Source organism: Falsirhodobacter sp. 1013 (genome assembly GCF_051195255.1).
GTDB lineage: Bacteria > Pseudomonadota > Alphaproteobacteria > Rhodobacterales > Rhodobacteraceae > Falsirhodobacter.
This window is the reverse complement of sequence record NZ_JBNJLK010000002.1, coordinates 59,674-75,941: the sequence shown is the minus strand read 5'-3', so window position 1 is coordinate 75,941 and position 16,268 is coordinate 59,674. Positions and strand designations below refer to the sequence as shown.

General features: G+C 66.6%; 15 protein-coding genes. 2 read left to right on the top strand and 13 right to left on the bottom strand.

Annotated elements, in window-relative coordinates; all coding sequences use genetic code 11:
* Positions 1–21: 21 nt before the first annotated feature.
* The gene (locus ACSHZY_RS03815; RefSeq protein WP_435165655.1) at positions 22–879 is read left to right on the top strand and encodes an SDR family oxidoreductase; all 858 of its coding nucleotides are present in this window, start codon (positions 22–24) and stop codon (positions 877–879) included.
* On the opposite strand, the gene ACSHZY_RS03810 is transcribed toward ACSHZY_RS03815, so the two are convergent.
* From ACSHZY_RS03810 to ACSHZY_RS03785, 6 genes are all read right to left on the bottom strand, one after another.
* Positions 789–1,997, bottom strand: coding sequence for an MFS transporter (locus ACSHZY_RS03810; protein ID WP_435165652.1), 1,209 nt, complete (start codon positions 1,995–1,997; stop codon positions 789–791). The two genes, ACSHZY_RS03815 and ACSHZY_RS03810, sit on opposite strands and share 91 nt — an antisense overlap.
* Positions 1,998–2,102: 105 nt before the next feature.
* Positions 2,103–4,013, bottom strand: coding sequence for a 1-deoxy-D-xylulose-5-phosphate synthase (dxs, locus tag ACSHZY_RS03805; protein ID WP_435165649.1), 1,911 nt, complete (start codon positions 4,011–4,013; stop codon positions 2,103–2,105).
* A gap of 7 nt (positions 4,014–4,020) precedes the next feature.
* Positions 4,021–4,887 (bottom strand): polyprenyl synthetase family protein, encoded by an 867-nt coding sequence (locus ACSHZY_RS03800; protein WP_435165646.1) that lies wholly within the window; start codon positions 4,885–4,887, stop codon positions 4,021–4,023.
* Positions 4,884–5,114: an exodeoxyribonuclease VII small subunit gene (locus ACSHZY_RS03795; RefSeq protein ID WP_435165643.1), complete on the bottom strand. Its 231-nt coding sequence runs from the start codon at positions 5,112–5,114 to the stop codon at positions 4,884–4,886. The genes ACSHZY_RS03800 and ACSHZY_RS03795 overlap by 4 nt, the downstream gene beginning before the upstream one ends.
* A 58-nt stretch (positions 5,115–5,172) precedes the next feature.
* On the bottom strand, positions 5,173–5,871 hold the full coding sequence (locus tag ACSHZY_RS03790; protein ID WP_435165640.1) for a response regulator: 699 nt from the start codon (positions 5,869–5,871) through the stop codon (positions 5,173–5,175).
* Positions 5,868–6,365: a MarR family winged helix-turn-helix transcriptional regulator gene (locus tag ACSHZY_RS03785; RefSeq protein WP_435165638.1), complete on the bottom strand. Its 498-nt coding sequence runs from the start codon at positions 6,363–6,365 to the stop codon at positions 5,868–5,870. The genes ACSHZY_RS03790 and ACSHZY_RS03785 overlap by 4 nt, the downstream gene beginning before the upstream one ends.
* A 139-nt stretch (positions 6,366–6,504) precedes the next feature.
* Between ACSHZY_RS03785 and ACSHZY_RS03780 the strand changes: the two genes are divergently transcribed.
* Positions 6,505–7,374, top strand: a complete 870-nt coding sequence (locus tag ACSHZY_RS03780; RefSeq protein WP_435165635.1) for a branched-chain amino acid aminotransferase — start codon at positions 6,505–6,507, stop codon at positions 7,372–7,374.
* A gap of 28 nt (positions 7,375–7,402) precedes the next feature.
* Here the strand turns inward: ACSHZY_RS03780 and ACSHZY_RS03775 are convergent, their stop codons facing one another.
* From ACSHZY_RS03775 to ACSHZY_RS03745, 7 genes are all read right to left on the bottom strand, one after another.
* Positions 7,403–7,570, bottom strand: coding sequence for a hypothetical protein (locus ACSHZY_RS03775; RefSeq protein ID WP_435165633.1), 168 nt, complete (start codon positions 7,568–7,570; stop codon positions 7,403–7,405).
* Positions 7,571–7,626: 56 nt separating this feature from the next.
* Positions 7,627–8,283, bottom strand: a complete 657-nt coding sequence (fzlA, locus tag ACSHZY_RS03770) for an FtsZ-binding protein FzlA (protein ID WP_435165630.1) — start codon at positions 8,281–8,283, stop codon at positions 7,627–7,629.
* Between the two features lie 61 nt (positions 8,284–8,344).
* Positions 8,345–9,052 carry a monofunctional biosynthetic peptidoglycan transglycosylase gene (gene mtgA / locus ACSHZY_RS03765; protein WP_435165627.1) on the bottom strand — a complete coding sequence of 236 codons (708 nt, stop codon included), beginning with the start codon at positions 9,050–9,052 and terminating at the stop codon, positions 8,345–8,347.
* A 66-nt stretch (positions 9,053–9,118) separates the two neighbouring features.
* On the bottom strand, positions 9,119–13,648 hold the full coding sequence (gene gltB, locus ACSHZY_RS03760) for a glutamate synthase large subunit (protein WP_435165624.1): 4,530 nt from the start codon (positions 13,646–13,648) through the stop codon (positions 9,119–9,121).
* Positions 13,645–14,103: a GFA family protein gene (locus ACSHZY_RS03755; RefSeq protein ID WP_435165621.1), complete on the bottom strand. Its 459-nt coding sequence runs from the start codon at positions 14,101–14,103 to the stop codon at positions 13,645–13,647. The genes gltB and ACSHZY_RS03755 overlap by 4 nt, the downstream gene beginning before the upstream one ends.
* 11 nt (positions 14,104–14,114) lie before the next feature.
* Positions 14,115–14,777 carry a hypothetical protein gene (locus ACSHZY_RS03750; protein ID WP_435165619.1) on the bottom strand — a complete coding sequence of 221 codons (663 nt, stop codon included), beginning with the start codon at positions 14,775–14,777 and terminating at the stop codon, positions 14,115–14,117.
* The gene (locus ACSHZY_RS03745) at positions 14,774–16,210 is read right to left on the bottom strand and encodes an NAD(P)-dependent oxidoreductase (RefSeq protein ID WP_435165616.1); all 1,437 of its coding nucleotides are present in this window, start codon (positions 16,208–16,210) and stop codon (positions 14,774–14,776) included. Before ACSHZY_RS03745 ends, ACSHZY_RS03750 begins: the two co-directional genes overlap by 4 nt.
* Between the last annotated feature and the right edge of the window lie 58 nt (positions 16,211–16,268).

Genomic DNA, 16,268 nt, shown 5'->3' with positions numbered 1-16,268 from the left:
GCGCTGGCCCACGCTTTGCGCATGCCCACACTTCTTTCCCTTGGTCACGGATATTCGGCGCAGGCGCTGGCCCGCAGGTTGCGGGCGCAAGGCTGGCGGGTCATCGGCACGACGCGCGATCCGCAAAAGGACCTGCCCGACGTGGAGCGGCTGGTCTGGCCCGCGCCCATTCCCGAAGGGGTGACGCATCTTCTCGCCTCAGCCGCGCCGGACGAAGGGGGCGATCCTTTTCTGGCCACCCATGCCGACGCCATTGCCGCCCTTCCGCTGGAATGGGCCGGGTATCTGTCCACCACGGGTGTCTATGGCGATCATGCCGGCGGCTGGGTGGACGAGGCAACGCCCCCCAGCCCCACGACCCGCCGCGGCGCGTGGCGGCTGAAGGCGGAACAGCAATGGCAGGCGTGCCGGCCGGTCCACATCTTCCGGCTGGCAGGGATCTACGGTCCCGGTCGCGGCCCGTTTGAAAAGGTGAAGGACGGCACGGCGCGGCGCATCATCAAGCCGGGCCAGGTGTTCAGCCGCATTCATGTGGAGGATATCGCGCAGGTGCTCGACGCCTCGATCCGGCAGCCCGCGCCGGGGATCTACAACGTTTGCGACGACGATCCGGCGCCGCCCGAGGATGTGATCGCCGAAGCGGCCCGCCTTCTGGGCCTTCCCGTGCCCCCCGCCATCCCGTTCGAGGAGGCCGAGCTGACACCGATGGCGCGCAGCTTCTATGCCGAATCGAAGCGCGTGCGGAACGACCGGATCAAGGCGCTGGGCGTGCGCCTTGCCTTTCCGGATTACCGGGCGGGTTTGGCCGACCTTCTGGCATCGGCCACGGTGACGGCGAAGCAGACGATCCCCGCCACGGACAACAGCGCGCCCACGTAACCCGAGGCCTGGAAGCCGTAGCCCGCCGAGATCGCCGCGGCCGCGACGGCCGGCCCGATCGCGTTGGCGATGTTGAAGGCCGAATGGTTCAGGGCGGCGGCCAGGGTCTGCGCCTCACCCGCGACGTCCATCAGGCGCGATTGCAGCGGAATGGACAGCGCACCCGACATGCCGATCAGGAAGACCAGCGGGATCAGCGTGACCAGCGAAGCGGTGGCGGGCCCGTAGCACAGCATCAAGAGGCCGGCGATGGTCATGATGGCAAAGGGCGCCAGCGTCGGGCGGCGGTCCGCCACCCAGCCCACGACCAGCGTGCCCACGACCATGCCGCCCCCCATCGCCGCCAGCACGAAGGGCACCGCCGCCTCTCCGGCTTGGGTTACGTTGATGACGGTGGAGGCGACATAGCTGTAGACCGCGAAGAAGCCACCAAAGCCCACGGCGCCGGTCAGCAGGGTCAGCAGCACCTGACGGTTGCCCAGCGCCGACAGTTCGGACAGGGGGGAGCCGCTGCGCGGCGCTTCATCCCGCGGGGCATAGATCCAGATCAGCGCGACGCACAGCAGCGCCAGCACGGCCACGATGCCGAAGCCCCACCGCCAGCCCACCGTCTGTCCCAGCACGTTGGCAAAGGGCACGCCCAGAACCGTGGCCACGGTCAGGCCGGTCATCACGCGCGCCACGGCCTTGGACCGGTCCTCGCGCGGGACGACGCTGGCGGCCATCAGCGCGGCCACCCCGAAATACGCCCCGTGCGGCAGGCCCGAGATGAAGCGGTAGGCCAGCATTCCGTGATAGTTTTGCGCGAAGGCCGAGGCGACATGGGCCAGCGCGTAGACGATCATCAGCGCGATCAGCAGCGTCCGGCGCGGCCAGCGGGCGCCCAGAACCGCCAGAACCGGCGCCCCGATCACCACGCCGAGCGCATAGGCCGAGATCACGTGGCTGGCCGTCGTTTCGGCAATGCCAAGCGAGGGTGAGAAATACGGGATGAGGGCCATGGCCGCGAATTCGGAGGTGCCAATGGCGAATCCCCCGACGGCCAGCGCGAAGTGGACAATGCCGGGGCGCGTTTCCGCCCGGCCAAGGCTGCGGGTGTCCGACAAGGTCGTCCTCATGTGTGATGGCAGGTTCACGCCCATGCGCCACAAAGCGCCCCGGATGCCAAGCCCCTGATCTTTCGAGGATACCAGCCATGCGTCCGCCGCATGGCTGAACGTCGCTCAGGCCCGTTTCTGAACGGAGGAAATCCCCAGCGCCTCCAGCGCCTTCGCCTCGATCTGGGGGGCGTCGAGGCCTGCGATGTGATACATGGCCGCCGGGCTTGCCTGATCGATGAACGTGTCGGGCAGCACCATCGAGCGGAACTTCAGCCCGCTGTCGAACACGCCTTCATCCGCCAGAAGCTGCGCCACGTGGGAGCCGAATCCGCCCACGGCGCCTTCTTCTAGCGTGATCAGCGCCTCATGATCCCGGGCCAGTTGCAGGATCAGGTCGCGGTCCAGCGGCTTGGCAAAGCGCGCGTCCGCGACGGTGGTGGAGATGCCGCGCGCTTCCAGCGCCTCGGCCGCCTTTTCCGCTTCGAACAGGCGGGTGCCGAAGGACAGAAGCGCCACGCGGCTGCCCTTGCACACGATACGGCCCTTGCCGATCTCCAGCGGGGTGCCATGCAGGGGCAAGGGCACGCCCGTCCCTTCGCCGCGCGGATAACGGAAAGCGATGGGGCCGTCGTCATGCGCGGCGGCGGTGGCGACCATATGAACCAGTTCCGCCTCATCCGCAGCGGCCATGACCACGAAACCGGGAAGGTTCGCGAGGAAGGCCACGTCGAACGAACCAGCGTGCGTCGCCCCATCGGCGCCGACCAGACCGGCGCGGTCGATCGCGAACCGCACCGGCAGGCGCTGGATCGCCACGTCGTGCACGACCTGGTCGTAGCCGCGTTGCAGGAAGGTGGAATAGATCGCGCAGAACGGCTTCATCCCGCCCGCCGCCATCCCGGCGGCAAAGGTGACGGCGTGCTGTTCGGCGATGCCCACGTCAAAACAGCGATCCGGGAAGCGGCCGTCGAACAGGTTCAGGCCGGTGCCGTCCGGCATGGCGGCCGTGACGGCGACGATCTTCGAATCCCGCTCCGCCTCGTCCACCAGCGCCTGGGCGAACACCTTGGTGTAACTGGGCAGGTTCGACGAGGCCTTGGCCTGCGCGAAGGTCTGCACGTCGAACTTCGACGTGGCGTGGCCCTTGTCGGCGGCGCGTTCGGCAGGGGCGTAGCCCTTGCCCTTCTTGGTGATCACGTGGATCAGGACGGGACCGGTGGCCTTGTCCTTCACCGTGCGCAGCACGGGCAGCAGCGCGTCCAGATCGTGCCCGTCCACGGGGCCGATATAGGAAAAGCCCAGCTCCTCGAACAGGGTGCCGCCGAAGGCCATGCCCTTCAGCATCTCCTTCGCGCGGCGGGCGCCTTCCTGAAGCGGTTCGGGCAAAAGGCTGACGGCGCCCTTGGCGGCCGATTTCAACTCGTGGAACTTCGCGTTGCCGTACAGGCGCGACAGATAGGCCGACAGGGCGCCGACGGGGGGCGCGATCGACATCTCGTTGTCGTTCAGGATCACGAACAGGCGCTTGTCCAGATGACCCGCGTTGTTCATCGCCTCGAACGCCATGCCGGCGGACATGGACCCGTCGCCAATCACCGCAATCGCGTCGCCCGGCTGGCCGCCCAGATCCCGCGCCGCCGCAAAGCCCAGCGCCGCGCTGATGGAGGTGGAGGAGTGTGCGGCACCGAAGGGGTCGTATTCACTCTCGCTGCGCTTGGTGAAGCCGGACAGGCCGTTTTCCATGCGCAGCGTGCGGATGCGGTCGCGCCGCCCGGTCAGGATCTTGTGGGGATAGCATTGGTGGCCCACGTCCCAGACCAGCTTGTCCTTGGGCGTGTCGAAGACGGCGTGCAGCGCGACGGTCAGTTCCACCACGCCCAGACCCGCGCCCAGATGCCCGCCCGTGACGGACACGGCTGAAATCGTCTCGGCCCGCAGCTCGTCGGCGAGCTGGCGCAGCTCTCGGTCCGACAGACGCTTCATGTCGGCGGGGATCGTCACGCGGTCCAGGATCGGGGTCTCGGGTCGTGTCATGTTCTTCTCAGCTTTCCCGCGAGATGACGAAGCGCGCGGCTTCGCACAGGATGGCGGCGTCGTCACCGTAAGGGGCAAGGGCGGCCTCTGCCTCCCCCACCAGTTCGGCGGCGCGGGTCTTGGCGCCTTGCAGGCCCAGAAGGCTGACAAAGGTGGCCTTGCCCGCCTCGGCGTCCTTGTTCAGCCGCTTGCCCGCCTTGGTCGCGTCGCCTTCCACGTCCAAGATGTCATCGGCGATCTGGAAGGCAAGGCCCAGCGCGCCGGCATAGGCACGCAGCGGCGCGGGATCGGCCCCCGCGATCAGCGCACCCGCCTCGGCGGAAAAGCCGATCAGGGCGCCGGTCTTGCCGGCCTGAAGGCGCGTGATCTGATCGAGAGTCAGCGGCGTGGCGGCGGTTTCGGCCGCGATGTCCAGCGCCTGTCCCAGCACCATCCCTTCGGCCCCTGAGGCCTTGGCCAAGGCCAGCACTAGCGCGATCCGGCGGTCCGACGCGCCGATGACGGGGTCGGCGAGACATTCGAAGGCCAGTGTCTGCAGGGCGTCACCCGCCAGAACCGCTGTCGCCTCGTCCCACTTCACGTGAACGGTGGGCTGACCGCGGCGCAGGTCGTCATCGTCCATGCAGGGCAGATCGTCATGCACCAGCGAGTAGGCGTGCAGCGCTTCCACCGCGGCGGCCACAGGCATGGCCCGGTCGGCCACCCCGTGCAGCCGCGCCGATTCCAGCACAAGGAAGGCGCGCAGCCGCTTGCCGCCCCGCAGGGCGTAGCGCATCGCCTCCACCACCGGGACATCGTCGCGCGCGGCAAGGGTAGCCATCAGGTGGTGTTCGGTGTCGCGGGCGGCGTTGGCCAGACGGTCGGAAAAGCTCACAGCCCCTCCGTCGGGGTGGTGCCTGTGGCACGGCCTTCCTGCGCGCGGATCATCTCCACCTTTTCCTCGGCGGCCTTCAGCTTCGTGGCGCAATGGGATTTCAGCGCCGCGCCCCGTTCGTACAGCGCGATGGACTGTTCCAGCGGCACGTCGCCCTTTTCCAGCGCGGCCACGACACGCTCCAGCTCGGCCATGGCGTCTTCAAAGCTCATCTCGGCGATCTGCATGGGGCCTTCCTTTCGTATGTCGCCGCGACCATAACCGGAGGCACCGCGCAAGGCCAGTCTAGTCGGGCGCGAGCATGTAGCCCGATCCGCGCACCGTCTGCAGATAGCGCGGCTGGCGGGGGTCGGATTCGATCTTGCGGCGCAGGCGCGTGATCTGCACGTCCACGGCGCGTTCCTGCGTGTCCGTCGCCTCCTCGGACAGATCGCCGATCAGGCGGTCGCGGCCCACGGGTTCATGCGGGGCGGCGGCGAAGACGCGCATCAGCGCGGCCTCCGTCGCGGTCAGGCGCACGAGGTCGGACCCGCGCCACAATTCCCCCCGCTCCATGTCATAGCGGACATCGCCCAGATGCAGCATCTTCGGGCCGGCCTGCGGCTTCACATGCGGCACGCGGCGCAGGATGGCGTTGATGCGCAGCAGAAGCTCCTTTGGCTCGAACGGTTTGGGCAGATAGTCGTCGGCACCCGCTTCCAACCCCTCGATCCGGCTTTGCGTCTCGCCGCGCGCGGTCAGCAGCAGGATCGGCGTCATCATGTGGTCGCGCAGGGAGCGGGTGAGCGACACGCCATCTTCGCCCGGCATCATCACGTCCAGGATCAGCATGTCGAATTCCAGCCCCGACAGCAGCTTGCGCGCCTGCGCGGCATCGCGGGCGGCGGACACCAGAAACCCGTTGCGGACCAGAAACTTCTTCAGCAGCCCCCGGATGCGTTCGTCGTCGTCCACGACCAGAAGATGCGGTGCGTCGTTCATCATCTCTTCTCCTTCAGGTCGTGATACTGGCGAAGAAGCTCGGGGTCCATCATCGCCTCCAGCACCTGGCGGAAGCCCTGCACGGCGGCGGGACCGGCGGCGCGGTAGGCCGCCCGCATCCGGGCGCGCTGCGCGTCGGACAGTTCGCGCTCCAGCGCCTCGCCCGTCTCGGTCAGGTGCAGCAGGCGTTCGCGCTTGTCCTTGCGGCCGACCCGCGCCTCCACCAGTCCGTCCTCCAGCAACACGCGCAGGATGCGGTTCAGGCTTTGCTTCGTGACGCCCAGAACGGTCAGAAGGCGCGTGACGGTGATTCCCGGCGCGCGGTGGATGAAGTGGATCGCGCGGTGATGGGCGCGGCCATAGCCGTAATCCTCAAGAATCCGGTCGGGATCGGCGGTGAACCCCCGATAGGCAAAGAACATCGCCTCGATGCCCTTGCGCACCTGTTCATCGGTCAAAAACAGCAGCTGTTCGCCGCCCACAGGTCCGCTTGCCATATCCGCCCCCTTGCTTCGATCACAATTTACGGCAGGGACGTTGACATTCCAATATGCAACCGTTAGCGAAAAGCCATGTTTGGCGCAATTTTATGTCCGAACAAGACAGATGAAAGCAATATCGCTAAGGAGAGCGAAAATGGCTGGGGCCTACGACGACCGCGACGGCAAGATCTGGATGGATGGCACGCTGGTGGACTGGCGCGACGCGAAGGTTCACGTCCTGACCCACGCGCTGCACTACGCATCCTCCGTCTTCGAAGGGGAGCGGTGCTACAACGGCAAGATCTTCAAGGGCCGTGAACATTCCGCCCGCCTTCTGAAATCGGGCGAGCTTCTGGACATGCCGATCCCCTACACGGTCGACCAGATCGAGGAAGCGAAATACGCCATGCTGAAGGCCAACGGCTGGATGGACGCCTATGTCCGCGCCGTGGCCTTCCGTGGCGCGGGCGAGGACATGGGCGTTTCGGCGGCACGCAACAAGGTGAAGCTGGTCGTGGCGGGCTGGGAATGGGGCGCCTATTACGGCGACGCCAAGATGCAGGGCGCCAAGCTCGGCATCTCCAAGTGGAAGCGCCCGTCCCCAGAAACGATCCCGAGCCAGGCGAAGGCCGCCGGCCTTTACATGATCTGCACCATGTCCAAGCATGACGCGGAGGCGAAGGGCTTTTCCGACGCGCTGATGATGGATTATCGCGGCTATGTGGCCGAAGCCACGGGCGCCAACATCTTCTTCGTCAAGAACGGCGAAGTGCACACGCCGCTGGCCGACTGCTTCCTGAACGGCCTGACGCGCCAGACCGTGATCGAAATGCTGAAGGAAAAGGGCATCACCGTTCACGAACGCCACATCATGCCGGAAGAGCTGGAAGGCTTCGAGCAGTGCTGGCTGACCGGCACGGCGGCCGAATGCACCCCCGTCAGCCAGATCGGGGACTACCGCTTCGAAGTGGGCCAGCTGACGAAGGACGTCACGAAGGCCTACGAGGCGCTGGTCCGCGCCTGACACGGAAAGGGGGCATAGGCCCCCTTTTTCACGTCTCGCGTCCGCGCTCGATGCGGGCGTAGTGCTCGGCGCGGCGGTTGTCGTCGCCGCGTTCCGCCGGCCGGCGATGCACGGCCACGGTAGAGGGGTGGCTTCCCTCCTCCCTTTGCGTCTTTTCGATCTGGGTATAGCGTTTCAGTCGGCTGTCGTCGCTCATGGCGCGGTCCTCCTTCGGCTGGGCCGCATATAGGACGCGGCCGCCGCAAGGAAAGCCTAGAAGTCCAGATCCGAGTAATGGCGCGCGGGCGACTGGCCGGGAATCTGGTCGGACAGGATGCCGCGGAAGGCCGGGCGCGACTTGATCTTGGCGTACCAGTCCTTCAGCACCGCGTGCCGGTTCCAGTCCACATCCGACACGTAGTCCAGCGCCGAGATGTGCGCGGCGGCCGCGAAATCCGCCAGCGTCAGGTTGTCGCCCGCCAGCCAGCGCCGCTGGTCCAGCAGCCACGCCATGTAATCCAGGTGGAACTTGATGCGCTGCGATCCGAACTTGATGTTCTTGGCCTCCGGCACGCGGCCGCCGATCTTCAAACGTTCGTAGACCAGCTTGGAGGTGACCTCCTCGTGAAACTTGCCGTCGAACCAGGCGCACAGGCGGCGCACCTCGTACCGGCCCTCCAGGTCGCGGGGCATCAGCGGCGGGGTCGGAACCGATTCCTCCAGCCATTCGCAGATGGCCTGGCTTTCGGACATGAAGCGCCCGTCCACCCGCAGGACCGGCACCTTTCCGGCCGGGTTCCGGCGCAGGAAGTCCGGGTTCTGTTCCCAGAAGCGTTCCTCGACCAGCTCCACCTCGATCCTCTTTTCGGCCAGCGTCAGGCGAACCTTGCGGCAGAAGGGCGACAGCGGAAAATGGTAAAGACGATTCATCGTGGCATCCGGTTTGGTGTGCCCCATGACATGCCGCGAAGGGACGGTTGATGCAACCCGATCAGCCCTCGAAACACTGCGAACGCCCATCTGCGCGGATCGTTGCCGCCCCCGACGCGGCCGCACGCGCACGGCCGTCGACGAATTTCGTGGGCCGGATGGGATCGCGCCGCTTCGGATCGGGCAGGATCGCGGCCAGACGCGCGGCCTGGCTGGGGGACAGATCGGCGGCGTCGACGCGAAAATAATGCTGCGCCGCCGCCTGCACGCCGAAGATGCCTTCCCCGAATTCCGCCACGTTCAGATAGACTTCCAGAAGGTGCCGCTTGGTCCAGACCAGTTCCACCGCCGGGGTCAACACCGCCTCCAACGCCTTGCGCACCCAGCTGCGGCCCTGCCAAAGGAACACGTTCTTCGCCACCTGCTGCGACAGGGTGGAGGCGCCGCGATTCGACCCCTCTGCCACGGCGGAGCGGATGGCCCGCATGTCGAAGCCCCAGTGGCGGCAGAAATTGGCATCCTCCGCCGCAACGACGCTGCGCGCCATGACGGGGGCGATGTCGTCCATGTCCACGGTCTGGTGCGAGATTTCGCCCAAGCGGGCGCGTTCGGCCAGCATGTAGGGGGTGATCGGCGGGGTGACGACGCTGTAGATCACGATCAGCAGGCCCAGCGCGGCCAGGATCCCAAGGCCGATCCGGCGTATCCAAGGACGCAGCTTTGGCAGCGCGTTGAAGCGGGATCGGGAAAGGGAACGCTTTTTCGCCATGCGGGCCTTTAGCCATGAAGCCCCCGCAGGGGTCAATGAAAAAGGCCCGCTTTCGCGGGCCTTTCCTTATTCGGCGGGCATCGCCTGCGGTTCTTCCGACAAGGGATGCTTCAGGTGGATCAGCATCTCCTTCGGGCAGACCTGAAGGAAGTTCGACCGCTCCGCCTCCCAGTGGCGCAGGATGCGGTTGGCCTTCTGGCTGCCGGTTTCCCGCGCATGCTGTTCGACCAGTCCGCGCAGTTGCGCCTCCCAGTGCGGATGCGACACGGCACAGGTCACAAGCGTTTCAAGGTTCATCATGTCCTCGGCCACGCCGTCGGGATCGTAAAGATAGGCCATCCCGCCCGTCATCCCGGCCCCGAAGTTCGCCCCGATGGACCCGAGGATCACCGCCACGCCGCCGGTCATGTATTCGCAACCGTTGGTGCCGCAGCCTTCGATCACCACCGTCGCGCCCGAGTTGCGGACCGCGAAGCGTTCACCCGCACGGCCGGCCGCGAACAGGAAGCCGTCCGTGGCGCCGTAAAGGACTGTGTTGCCGATGATCGTGTTGTTCTCGGCCACCAAGGGACTGCCCATCGCCGGACGCACCACGATGGTGCCGCCCGACAGGCCCTTGCCGACATAGTCGTTGGCGTCGCCCTGCACCTCGATCTTCAGCCCCCGCACGGCAAAGGCCCCCAGCGACTGCCCCGCGCTGCCCGACAGCTTCAGCGACAGGTGGTCGGCCTGAAGGCTGTTGCGCATCCCGAACTTCTTCACGATGTGGCTGGAGGCGCGCGTCCCGATGGTCCGCAGCGTGTTCCGCACGGCGTAGGAGAGCTGCATCTTCTCCCCTTCCTCGAAGAAGCGGGCGCCGTCCTTCACGATTTCCGCGTCCAGCGTGTCCATCGCGTGGTTGCGGGGTTTCGACCGGTCGTAGGTGATGCGGCTGGCCCCATCCACCGTGATCAGCAGCGGGTTCAGGTCCAGATCGTCCAGATGCGCCGAACCGCGGCTGACCTGGCTCAGCAGGTCGGCGCGCCCGATGATCTCGTCGATGGACCGCGCGCCGATGGAGGCGAGAATCTCCCGCACCTCCTGCGCGTAGAAGGTGATCAGGTTCACGACCTTGTCGGCCGTGCCCGTGAACTTCTTGCGCAGCGCCTCGTCCTGCGTGCAGACGCCCACCGGGCAGGTGTTCGACTGGCACTGGCGCACCATGATGCAGCCCATCGCGATCAGGGCGGCGGTGCCGATGCCGTATTCCTCGGCCCCCATCATCGCCGCCATGACCACGTCGCGGCCCGTCCGCAGGCCACCATCGGTCCGCAGCGTCACCCGCTCGCGCAGGTTGTTCATGGACAGGACCTGATGCGCCTCGGTCAGGCCCATTTCCCACGGCAGGCCCGCATACTTGATGGACGTGCCGGGGCTGGCCCCCGTGCCGCCGTTGTGGCCCGAGATCAGGATGATGTCGGCCTTGGCCTTCGCCACGCCGGCCGCGATCGTGCCCACGCCCGAGGACGACACCAGCTTCACCGTGACCTTGGCGCGCGGGTTGATCTGCTTCAGGTCGTAGATCAGCTGCGCGAGGTCTTCGATCGAATAGATGTCGTGATGCGGCGGGGGCGAGATCAGCGTCACGCCCTTCGTCGAATGCCGCAGCCGCGCGATCAGCTCGGTCACCTTCATGCCGGGAAGCTGGCCACCCTCGCCCGGTTTCGCACCTTGGGCGACCTTGATCTCCAGCTCCTCGCAGGCGTTCAGGTATTCGGCGGTGACGCCGAAGCGGCCCGATGCCACCTGCTTGATCTTCGCCGACGGGTTGTCGCCGTTCGCGTCGGGCAGGAAGTGCGCCGGGTCCTCGCCGCCCTCGCCCGAGTCGGACTTGGCGCCGATCCGGTTCATCGCGATGTTCAGCGTCTTGTGCGCTTCCGGCCCCAGGGCGCCCAGCGACATGCCCGGCGTGATGAAGCGCTTGCGGATGGAGGTGATGCTCTCCACCTCCTCGATCGGCACGGGCTTGCCCAGCGGCTTGATCGCCAGCAGGTCGCGCAGGTGGATCGGCGGGTTCGCCTGAAGGGCGGCAGAATACTGCTTCCAGATGTCGAAGCTGGCGCGGTCGCAGGCCGCCTGCAGCATGTGCATCGTCTGCGCTTCCCAAGCGTGCTTCTCCCCGGCGCGGCGCGCCTTGTAGAAGCCGCCGATGGGCAGGATGTCATGGCCCGTCAGCCAGCCGCGGGCGTGCACCTCTTCGACCTTGCGCTGCAGGCCGTGCAGACCGATGCCCGAAATGCGGGACTGCATGCCGGGGAAGAACTCGGCTACCAGCGCGCGGGACAGGCCTACCGCCTCAAAGTTGAGGCCGCCGCGATAGGAGGACACCACGGAGATGCCCATCTTCGCCATGATCTTCAGAAGGCCCGCGTCGATGGCGTCGCGGTAGCGGCGCATCGCATCCGTCAGGTTGCCGTCGATCAGGCCACGCTCGATCCGGTCGGCAATCGAATCCTGGGCCAGATAGGCGTTCACGGTGGTGGCGCCGCAGCCGATCAGTACCGCGAAATAGTGCGGGTCGATGCATTCCGCCGACCGCACGTTGACCGAGCAGAAGGTCCTGAGCCCCTTGCGCGTCAGCCAGGAATGCACGGCGCTGGTGGCCAGGATCATCGGCAGGGGCACGCGCGCGTCGGACTGGTGTTCGTCCGTCAGCACCAGGTGGCCCGCGCCCGATCGCACCGCGTCCTCGGCCTCGGCCCGGATGCGGGTCAGCGCCTCGGCCATGTCACCGCCCACGGGGAAGGTGCAGTCGATGACCGCGACCTGATCGCCGAACTGCTTCAGCATCACCTCGAACTCGGCGTTCGCGACGAAAGGCGATTCCAGAACCAGGATTTCGGTCTGGCCCGAATTTTCGTCCAGCACGTTCTTGAGGTTGCCGAAACGGGTCTTCAGGCTCATCACCCGCGCTTCGCGCAAGCTGTCGATGGGCGGGTTCGTGACTTGGCTGAACGCCTGCCGGAAGAAGTGCGACAGCGGACGGTAGACCGACGACAGAACGGCCGCAGGGGTGTCATCGCCCATCGAGGCGACCATTTCCTTGCCGTCCTCGGCCATTGGGGCCAGAACCTGCTCCAGCTCCTCCAGCGAATAGCCGGCAGCGATCTGGCGGCGGCGCAGTTCGGCGCCCGCAAAGCGCGGCGCTTCCGGCACGTCGTGCAGCAGGACGCTCAGGTCCACGACCTTCTCGATCCAGTCGCCGAAGGGGCGATCGGCGGCGAGTTTGTCCTTCAGCTCCTGATCGTGGTAAAGACGGCCTTCGGCCATGTCGACCGCGATCATCTGCCCCGGCCCGAGCGCGCCCTTTTCCCGGATCGTCGATTCGTCCACCGGGACCATGCCGGCCTCGGACCCCGCGATCAGCAGGCCGTCCCCCGTCACGACATAGCGCATGGGGCGCAAACCGTTGCGGTCCAGACCGCCGCACACCCAGCGGCCATCCGTCATCGCCAGCGCGGCGGGGCCGTCCCACGGCTCCATCACCGCGTTGCAATAGGCGTACATGTCCTGCCACGCCTTCGGCATCTCTCCGGTCTGCTTGGACCAGGCCTCGGGCACCAGCATCGTCTTGGTCATGGGGGCGTTGCGGCCGCCGCGCACCAGAACTTCAAACACCGCGTCCAGCGCGCCGGAATCGGACGTGCCCCCCGGGATGATCGGCTTGATGTCGCCCGCCGCGTCGCCAAAGGTCGAGGACGCCATGCGGATCTCATGGCTCTTCATCCAGTTGACGTTGCCCTTCAGCGTGTTGATCTCGCCGTTGTGGGCCAGCATGCGGAAGGGCTGGGCCAGCGACCATTGCGGGAAGGTGTTCGTGGAATAGCGCTGGTGATAGATGGCAAAGGCACTTTCGAACCGTTCGTCCATCAGGTCGGGATAGAAGACCGCCACCTGTTCGGCCAGCATCATCCCCTTGTAGATGAGCGAGCGGCACGACAGCGAGCAGATGTAGAGGGTGGTGATGTTGGCTTCCAGCGCCGCCTTCTCGATCCGACGGCGGATGATGTACAGCTCGCGCTCGAACTGCTCCTCGTCGATGTCCTTGTCGCAGCGGATCAGGATCTGCTCGATCTCGGGGCGGGTCGCGTTGGCCTTGTCGCCCAGGACGGAGATGTCCACCGGAACGTGCCGCCAGCCGTAGATGTAATGGCCCATGCGCAGGACTTCCGTTTCCACGATGGTCCGGCAGCGCTCCTGCGCGGCGAAATCCGTGCGCGGCAGGAAGACCTGCCCCACGGCGATGCGCTTGGAGGTGTCGGGCTCATGCCCCGTGCGGCGCACCTGGTCGTAGAAGAAGGGAACCGGGATCTGCACATGGATGCCCGCGCCGTCGCCGGTCTTGCCGTCGGCGTCGACCGCCCCGCGGTGCCAGATGGCCTTCAACGCGTCGATCCCCGCCTGCACCACCCGCCGCGCCGGCTGGCCGTTCAGCGACACGACCAGACCGACGCCGCAGGAGGACTTCTCGTCCTCGAAACGGAACAGGCCGTTGTCGTTCATGAACTGGCGCTTGGCTTCCTCGGCGGCAACCCAGTGTTCGTCATAGATGGTCATGGCTGGCCTCCTTCGGCGGGGCTTGCGGGACGGCTGGCCGGTTGCGGCACATGTCCCTTGCGTCGAAAATAATCCTGTTCGGTTTCGCGGGGATGATCCCCCGCCAGACCCCAGCCGTCCGGTTTGCGGTCGACAAAGATCTCATGCGTCAGGCGCAGGTGATCCGCATCGTCCAGCAACCCGACCGGAATCTCGTAACTGGGGCGGCCGTCGTCGCGGAACCACAGCGTCGATCCGCAGATCCGGCAGAACGACCGCGTGCTGATGTCCGAGGAACGGTAGCGGCTCACATGCTCCTCCCCCTCCACCGTCACCTGCGCGTCCGGAACCTCGATCGCGGCGAAGGCAAGGCCGGTCCACCGCTGGCACATCTTGCAATGGCAGATGCCGAAATCCCGCGGAAGGTCGGTGATCGTGACGCGCACGGCGCCACACAGACAATGTCCCGTCGTCATGGCCTTCCCCCTTACGAACTTACGGCGTCGCAGTCGAAGATCGGCTGGCCCGCCTCGAACCCCTTGTCGCCGGGGAAGGCAAAGGTCATCGGGCTGCCATCCGACGGCCGCCACGTGCCCGTCCCGTCCCCGTGTTCGGTCGGCCCAGCAAAGAAGCTGCCCCGTTCGCGGCTGACATATTCCTGCCCCCGCGCCTGTTGCAGAACCACGCCGTCCGCATCCGTTTCGGTGAAGGAGAAACGGGTCCGCGCCAGGCTTTGCCCGTCGATGACCGAGGTTTCGCCCGTCAGCTTGTCGCGGCCGGTGACATGGCTGCGGCTGCCGTCCTCCCGCTCCAGCCAGAAGTCGTAGCTGTCCTGCCCTGCTTCGAACAGGGTACGGATGGAGCCGTGATCCTGCACCTCGGCCAGATGCTGCGCGCCCGACGGGGCACCGTCATGGCTTTGCAGCCATTCCCCTTCGATGTTCGTCTGCGTCAGGAAGAACGGGCCTTCCTGATCGGCGTCCACCCGCCATTGCGTGCCCGCCGGATCGTTCTGGCAGGTGTAGTAGTTCGACACCCGGCATTGCTTGGACTGCACCGTCATCGTGGTGGTGCAGCCTTCGGGCGGGGAAAACCCCGCCGCCTGCGCCGACACGGGCAGCGCCAGGCACAGAAGCGCCGCGCGGATCATTCCGCCGCCACCGCCGCCGGCGCGGCGAGGTAGTCGAGGATGGCCCCCGCCGCCTCGCGCCCGTCGCGGATGGCCCAGACCACCAGCGACGCGCCGCGCACGATATCGCCCACGGCATAGACGCCGGGGATGTTCGTCGCATGGCTGCGGAAGTCGGCCTTCACGGTGCCCCAGCGGGTCGTACCCAGATCCGGCGCGCTCCAGTGGGACGGCAGGTCTTCCGGCTCGAAGCCGAGGGCAGTGATCACCAGATCGGCCGGCTCCACGTAGTCGCCGCCCTCGATGATCTCGGGCGCCTGACGGCCCGACACGTCGGGCGGCCCAAGGCGCATCTTCTGCACGATCACGCCTTCGACGTGGTCGGTGCCGACAAAGCCCTTGGGGGCGGTCAGCCAGTTGAACTCCACGCCTTCTTCCTCGGCGTTCTGGGTTTCGCGCTGCGACCCTGGCATGTTGGCGCGGTCGCGGCGGTACAGGCACTTGACGCTGGTGGCGCCCTGACGGATGGCGGTGCGCAGGCAGTCCATCGCGGTGTCGCCGCCGCCGATGACGACGACGCGCTTGCCGGCGGCGTTCAGGTTGCCGTTGTCATAGGCCTCGACCTCGTCCCCGAAGCTCTTGCGGTTCGACGCGGTCAGGTAGGCCAGCGCGGGAACGATGCCCTGCGCGCCGATGCCGTCGCCCGACAGGTCACGCGCCTTGTAGACGCCCGTCGCGATCAGGACGGCGTCATGCTGGCCGCGGATCGCGTCGAAGCTGATGTCGGTGCCGACGTTGCAGTTCAGCACGAACTGGACGCCCGCCTGCTCCAGCTGCTCCACCCGCCGCATCACGACGTGCTTTTCCAGCTTGAAGCCGGGGATGCCATAGGTCAGCAGCCCGCCCGCGCGGTCGTAACGGTCGTAGACCGTCACCTGGACGCCCTGGCGGCGCAGCATGTCGGCGGCCGACAGGCCCCCGGGTCCGGCGCCGATGATGCCGACCGATTCCGTCCGTTCCGCGATGGGCAGGCCGGGCTTGACCCAGCCCCGCTCCCACGCGGCGTCCGTGATGTACTTCTCGATCGAGCCGATGGTGACGGTGCCGTGGCCCGACTGTTCGATCACGCAGTTGCCTTCGCACAAACGGTCCTGAGGGCAGATGCGGCCGCAGATCTCGGGGAAGGTGTTGGTGGCTTGGGACAGGTTGTAGGCCTCTTCCAGCCGCCCTTCGGCGGTCATGCGCAGCCAGTCGGGGATGTTGTTGTGCAAGGGGCAGTGCGACTGGCAATAGGGAACGCCGCACTGGCTGCACCGGCTGGATTGCTCCGCCGCCTTGGCGTCCGCGAATTCACGGTAGATTTCGTCGAAATCCTGCGAACGCAGATCCGGAAGACGCTTCTCGGGCATCTCCCGCTCGGTCGTGACGAATTTCAGCATGCGCTGGGTGGCCATGGCAGGGCAATCCTTGCGAAGAGGCGGTCAAACGCTTTCTTGCACAAGACATTTGCCT

Coding starts and splice junctions, on each gene's coding strand:
- fzlA (WP_435165630.1), bottom strand. CDS start 8,283: ATGAATCGTCTTTACCATTTTCCGCTGTCGCCCTTCTGCCGCAAGGTT.
- ACSHZY_RS03785 (WP_435165638.1), bottom strand. CDS start 6,365: ATGGCAAGCGGACCTGTGGGCGGCGAACAGCTGCTGTTTTTGACCGAT.
- ACSHZY_RS03790 (WP_435165640.1), bottom strand. CDS start 5,871: ATGATGAACGACGCACCGCATCTTCTGGTCGTGGACGACGACGAACGC.
- ACSHZY_RS03750 (WP_435165619.1), bottom strand. CDS start 14,777: ATGATCCGCGCGGCGCTTCTGTGCCTGGCGCTGCCCGTGTCGGCGCAG.
- gltB (WP_435165624.1), bottom strand. CDS start 13,648: ATGACCATCTATGACGAACACTGGGTTGCCGCCGAGGAAGCCAAGCGC.
- ACSHZY_RS03755 (WP_435165621.1), bottom strand. CDS start 14,103: ATGACGACGGGACATTGTCTGTGTGGCGCCGTGCGCGTCACGATCACC.
- ACSHZY_RS03780 (WP_435165635.1), top strand. CDS start 6,505: ATGGCTGGGGCCTACGACGACCGCGACGGCAAGATCTGGATGGATGGC.
- mtgA (WP_435165627.1), bottom strand. CDS start 9,052: ATGGCGAAAAAGCGTTCCCTTTCCCGATCCCGCTTCAACGCGCTGCCA.
- dxs (WP_435165649.1), bottom strand. CDS start 4,013: ATGACACGACCCGAGACCCCGATCCTGGACCGCGTGACGATCCCCGCC.
- ACSHZY_RS03775 (WP_435165633.1), bottom strand. CDS start 7,570: ATGAGCGACGACAGCCGACTGAAACGCTATACCCAGATCGAAAAGACG.
- ACSHZY_RS03745 (WP_435165616.1), bottom strand. CDS start 16,210: ATGGCCACCCAGCGCATGCTGAAATTCGTCACGACCGAGCGGGAGATG.
- ACSHZY_RS03795 (WP_435165643.1), bottom strand. CDS start 5,114: ATGCAGATCGCCGAGATGAGCTTTGAAGACGCCATGGCCGAGCTGGAG.
- ACSHZY_RS03810 (WP_435165652.1), bottom strand. CDS start 1,997: ATGAGGACGACCTTGTCGGACACCCGCAGCCTTGGCCGGGCGGAAACG.
- ACSHZY_RS03815 (WP_435165655.1), top strand. CDS start 22: ATGCCCACACTTCTTTCCCTTGGTCACGGATATTCGGCGCAGGCGCTG.